The following is a 5001-nucleotide window of genomic DNA, read 5'->3' on the forward strand; positions in this document are numbered from 1 at the left end:
TGTTGGCGCTTTCCAGGCCGATGGCCACGGCGGCGTGGGCCACGGACTGGAAGGCCGCCGACGCCGCCTGCAGCCTGGCCGGCAGCACCGAGTACCGCGTTTCCATGGGCGCCTGGGCGGAGGCCGCGCCGCTGGCGGCGCTGCTGCCGCTGCTCTGGAAGGACGGTCTTTGGGGCAGGACCGAAGGGCGGGGCGCCTGCGGACGCGGGCTGGCGCCCTGCAGGATGGAGGGGCGCACCTGCGGCAGCACCGACGCCCGCGGGGGGCCGCTGTGCGGCAGCCTCCGGCCGGGCGGGGTCCTGCGGCGCTGGGGCCGGGGGAAGCACCGAGCTGCCGAACGCCCCTTGCGGCGCGGGCGCATAGGGCGACTGGAACGTGTTCATCGCCGAGTGCGACTGGTACGCCTGGGGCGGCAGAAAGCTCTGGCGCAGCGGCGACTGGTATTGCGGCGGCAGCTTCGAATGGCGCTGGTAGGTCTCGGGCGGCTCGGTGCCGGGCCGCTGGGGCGACTGGAACTGCGGCGGCAGCAGCGAATGCCGCACCACGTGCAGGGGCGCACGCGGTGGCATCGACGGTGCGGAGGACAGGCGCCGGGCCAGCTCGGGCAGCGTTGGTTCGGCGGAGGGCGGTTGGCGCCTGCGCCGCACGGGCGCGACGGGCGTCATCAGCCCCGGCGAGGGATCGACGACGATGCCCGGTGCGGGACGCAGCGGTGACGAAATGCCAGAAATGCGCGACATGGATGGATTCCTCGGGGAATCCGCCGCCAATGTGCCTCGCGCTGGGCGCCCGTTGGACCTTGCGGCGGATGACGGAGTCGATCATCCGCAGTCGCGGGGGGCTGCCCCGCCCCCGGCGCGAAGCCATGCCGCCGCGTGCGAAGAAGCGGCGGCCGGCCGGGTGCGCGCCGTCAGGCCGGCACGGCCTCGCGCTCGTCGGCCGCGAACTCGGGCTGGCCTTTGAGGCGCTCGTAGATCGGGGCGAAGTCGGCTGCGGTCATGTCGAACAGCTGCTGGAAGCTGTCGATGATGAAGTAGGTCTGCTGGTAGGTGTCGATCTTGTAGCGCGTGCGCATGGTGCGCTCCAGCTGCAGGGGAATGCGCTGCGGCTCGGGGCTGCGCACCGAATGGGCCAGCTCGCCCGAAGAACTCAGGATGCCCGCACCATAGGCCCGCAGGCCATCGTCCTGGCGGATCAGGCCGAACTCGATCGTGTACCAGTACAGGCGCGACAGCAGCTCGCAGGCGCCCAGGCCGTGGGCCTTGAGGCCGCCCTGGCCGTAGCGCTGCACGTAGTCGGCGAAGACCGGGTTGAACAGCAGCGGCACATGGCCGAACAGGTCATGGAAGATGTCGGGCTCGACGATGTAGTCGAACTCCTGCGGCGTGCGGATCCAGTCGGTCACCGGGAACTTGCGGTTGGCCAGCAGCGTGAAGAACGGCACCTCGGGGATCAGCCCCGGCACGCCCACCAGTTCCCAGCGCGTGGCCTTGTACAGGCGCTCGTTCACTTCCTCGAAGCGCGGAATGCGGTCGCGCGCGCCGAGCGAGGGCAGGGCCTCGATGAACGCATCGCTCGCCAGGCCCGGCAGCAGGGCCGACTGGCGTTCGTACAGGCGCCGGTAGGTGTCGTGGTCGGCCGCGGTGTAGGCCTCGTAGTCCTGCGCGCAGGTGTAGTCGGCGTTGGCGCGGGCGTAGTCGCCGCGGGGCGGGCGATCGGATTGTCCGTAGACGACGGGGGGCTGTCCCATGCTTGGCTCCTTGGGTTTTTGTATCCATGCCGCAGCCCCGGGCGTCCTGCCCCCGGCCGCGGCTAATCCATCTTGATCTTTGCGGCCTTGATCAGAAAACCGTACTTGCTGTGCTCCGAGCGCACGAACTGGCCGAAGCTCTCCAGCGTCAGGTCCTCGGGGTCGAGGCCCATCTTCTTGAAGCGCTCCGTGCTGGCCGGCGACTTCATGCCCGCGCTGAAGGCCATGGCGTAGCGGCGGGCGTCGGCATCGGGCAGCGCGACCGGGGCGAACAGCCCGAACCACGTCACCACGTTGAAGCCCTGCACCTCGTCGTTGATGCTGCGCACGTCCGGCAGGTCGTCGTCTCGGCCCAGCGAGGTCACGCCCAGCGCCTTCAGCTTGCCCGCCTTGATGAGCGGCAGCGACGAAGCCAGGTTGTCGAACACCAGGCTCACTTCCTGGGCCTGCAGCGCCTTGAGCGCCGGGGGCGAACCCTGGAACGGAACGTGCGCCATGCGCGTGTTGGTCAGCGACTTGAACATCTCGGCCGCGATGTGGCCGATGCTGCCGTTGCCGCCCGAGCCGTACTTGAGTTGGTCCGGGTGCTTCTTGAGGTACTGCACCAGGTCGGTCGTGCTGCCGATGTTCAGGCTCTTGGCCTGCTCGGCGCTCATCACCAGCACGTTGGGCGTGCGCGCGACGAGGGCGATCGGCTTGAAGTCCTTGATCGGGTCGTACGGAAAGTTCTTGTACAGCCAGGGGTTCACCGCATGCGTGGCCACTGCGCCCATCACCAGCAGGTTGCCGCCGGCCGGGGCTTTCGCCACCAGATCGGCGCCGACGTTGCCGCCCGCGCCGGGCTTGTTCTCCACCGCCACGTTGCCCAGCGCCGCCTTGGCGCCTTCGGCAACGATGTGGGCCGAGGCATCGACCGGCCCGCCCGCAGGGTAGGGCACGATGATCTTCAGCGGCGCGGAAGGGGTCTGCGCGTGCGCGGCAAGTCCTGCCATGCACAGCAATGCACCCCCCAGATAGGCACTGGCACTCAATAGCTTCACGGTATCTCCTCCGGTTCTAAGACGTGCCGCAGTATAGAGATGCGTCGCCGTGAAGCTGCATTCGGTTACAGGCGGTGCTATTCCGACTTCAGCACGCCGCGGCGCATCTGGTCGAGCTCGATGCTCTCGAACAGCGCCTTGAAGTTGCCGTTGCCGAAACCGTCGTCGCCCTTGCGCTGGATGAACTCGAAGAAGATGGGGCCGAGCTGGTTCTCGCTGAAGATCTGCAGCAGCAGCGCGTCCTTCTTTCCGTCCACGAGGATCTTGCGCTTGTGCAGTTCGGCCAGCGGCTCGCCGTGGCCGGGAATCCGCTTGTCCACCAGTTCGTAGTAGGTGTCGATGGTGTCCAGCAGGCGCACGCCGGCGCCGCGCAGTGCGTCCACCGTGGCGTACAGGTCGTCCGAGCCCATGGCGATGTGCTGGATGCCTTCGCCGTTGTACATGTCCAGGTATTCCTGGATCTGGCCGGCCTTTTCCTTGCCCTCTTCGTTGATCGGGATGCGGATCTTGCCGCAGGGGCTGGTCATGGCCTTGCTCTTGACGCCGGTGACCTGGCCTTCGATGTCGAAGTACTTGATCTCGCGGAAGCCGAACAGGCGCTCGTAGAACCCGGCCCATTCGTTCATGCGACCCCGGTGCACGTTGTGCGTCAGGTGGTCGATGTAGGTCAGGCCATGGCCGTGGGGGTTGAGCGCCTCTTCGGCCGACACGCCGGGCAGCGGTTCGAAGTCCACGTCGAAGAAGCCGATGTTGCCGATGTCGCCGGGCTGCGCGCCGCCCTTGCCGCGCCAGCGGTCCACCAGATAGATCAGGCTGTCGCCGATGCCCTTGATGGCGGGAATGTTCAGCTCGCCCGGGCCGGCGGTGCCGGCATAGCCCCAGGCGCCCAGCCCCAGGGCGCGTTCGTAGGCGGCCTTGGCATCGTGCACGCGGAAGGCGATGGCGCAGACGCTGGGGCCGTGCATGCGCGCAAAGCGCTGCGCGAAGCTGTCGGGCTCGGCATTGATGATGAAGTTGATCTCGCCCTGGCGGTACAGGGTGACGTTCTTGTGGCGGTGCCGCGCCACGGGCTTGAAGCCCATGCCTTCGAACACCTTGCCCATGGCCTGCGGATCGGGTGCGGCGTATTCGATGAATTCGAAACCGTCGGTGCCCATGGGGTTCTCCCAGGCGGCGGTCTGTTGCGTGGCTTGCTCGGGCAAGGCTGCGTTCATTGGCGTCTCCGTTCGTGGATGAATGTCTGCCATCCACTTTAGGCCGTAGAGACTCAGCATTCGGGCGAAATCGTGCCCCCGGCGAGCCCGTTTTGCAGGAAACCTGCATGAATGACCGCAATGCCGCAGCCGAAGGTTGTCCGGCGGTCAGCGAGCCTGTGCGGGCAGCGCCCGCAGCGCCAGGGCGCCCTCCAGGCGCAGTTGCTCCTGCGGCGTGAACAGCTCCGACCGCAGTTGCGCCAGCCGGGCCGAAGAAGACCCTGAGCCCATCGCCGCCTGGTACTGGTCGAGCCGGCCCTGCCATTGCCGGTCCTGCGTGTCCACCTGGGCCAGCCGCTGCGCGGCCTCGCTGCCGTATTGCGCGCTGCGCACATTGAAGCGGGCCGTGGCGTCCATGCCCTGGGCGTCGAAGTCCGCGGTCTGCCGGGCCAGGCCCACGTGCGCCACCGCTTCGCTGCGCTGCGCCTGCAACGCGGGGGCGAGGGCGCTTTCGGCCTGCTGCAGGGCCGCGCTTTTCTGGTCGGCCGTGAGCGACGGGTCGCGCTCGATCTCCAGGCGAGCGAGCAGGTATTCGTCCATCTGTGCATCCGCGGCGAACAGGGCCTGGTACTCGTCCGGCTCGAAGGCGGCCATGCGCACCTTCTGGCGTGCGGCCAGGGCCTGGCGCAGGGCCTGGGGATCGCGCAGATCGGCGGGCGCCTGCAGCCGCCCCAGCGCCACGCGGTAGTCCACGTAGCGGTGGGCCAGCGCCAGGGCCCGGGTGGCGACCTGCGGCGGGAAGAACTGGCCGATCAGGCCCTCCAGCCGTGCCTTGAGAAGGCCGGGCTCCGGCGCTTCGCCCGCCGCGTGCAGCAGGGCTTCCAGCGTGTCGCGCAGGCCGGATCCCAGCAGCGGGTCGTCGCTGGCGGCGGCCACGGGCGGTGCGGGTGCGTCCCACACCGCCGGCGTGGCCGGGCCTCGGCCCCGGGTTTCCACCACCAGGGCCAGGGCGGTCTCG

Annotated in this window: 4 protein-coding genes and 1 pseudogene; all 5 read right to left on the reverse strand. The window is 68.8% G+C overall.

What is annotated here, in order from left to right; all coding sequences use genetic code 11:
• Positions 1 to 740: pseudogene (locus AC27IO_RS20215) on the reverse strand (hypothetical protein); the annotation flags it as partial.
• A 170-nt stretch (positions 741 to 910) separates the two neighbouring features.
• Entirely contained in the window at positions 911 to 1750 is an 840-nt protein-coding gene (gene phhA, locus AC27IO_RS20220; protein ID WP_284425364.1) for a phenylalanine 4-monooxygenase, read from the reverse strand.
• Positions 1751 to 1812: 62 nt separating this feature from the next.
• On the reverse strand, positions 1813 to 2742 hold the full coding sequence (locus tag AC27IO_RS20225) for a Bug family tripartite tricarboxylate transporter substrate binding protein (protein ID WP_284430231.1): 930 nt from the start codon (positions 2740 to 2742) through the stop codon (positions 1813 to 1815).
• A gap of 125 nt (positions 2743 to 2867) precedes the next feature.
• Entirely contained in the window at positions 2868 to 4004 is a 1137-nt protein-coding gene (hppD, locus tag AC27IO_RS20230) for a 4-hydroxyphenylpyruvate dioxygenase (RefSeq protein ID WP_284429697.1), read from the reverse strand.
• A 147-nt stretch (positions 4005 to 4151) separates the two neighbouring features.
• Positions 4152 to 5001: lipase secretion chaperone (locus AC27IO_RS20235; protein ID WP_498740436.1), on the reverse strand; the 850-nt coding region annotated here is incomplete at its 5' end.

The sequence above is a fragment of the Acidovorax sp. KNOB132 genome, assembly GCF_057541515.1.

What these genes read in the sequence shown, in the direction of transcription:
- phhA (WP_284425364.1), bottom strand. Translation starts at nt 1,750, where the DNA reads ATGGGACAGCCCCCCGTCGTCTACGGACAATCCGATCGCCCGCCCCGC.
- AC27IO_RS20225 (WP_284430231.1), bottom strand. Translation starts at nt 2,742, where the DNA reads ATGGCAGGACTTGCCGCGCACGCGCAGACCCCTTCCGCGCCGCTGAAG.
- hppD (WP_284429697.1), bottom strand. Translation starts at nt 4,004, where the DNA reads ATGAACGCAGCCTTGCCCGAGCAAGCCACGCAACAGACCGCCGCCTGG.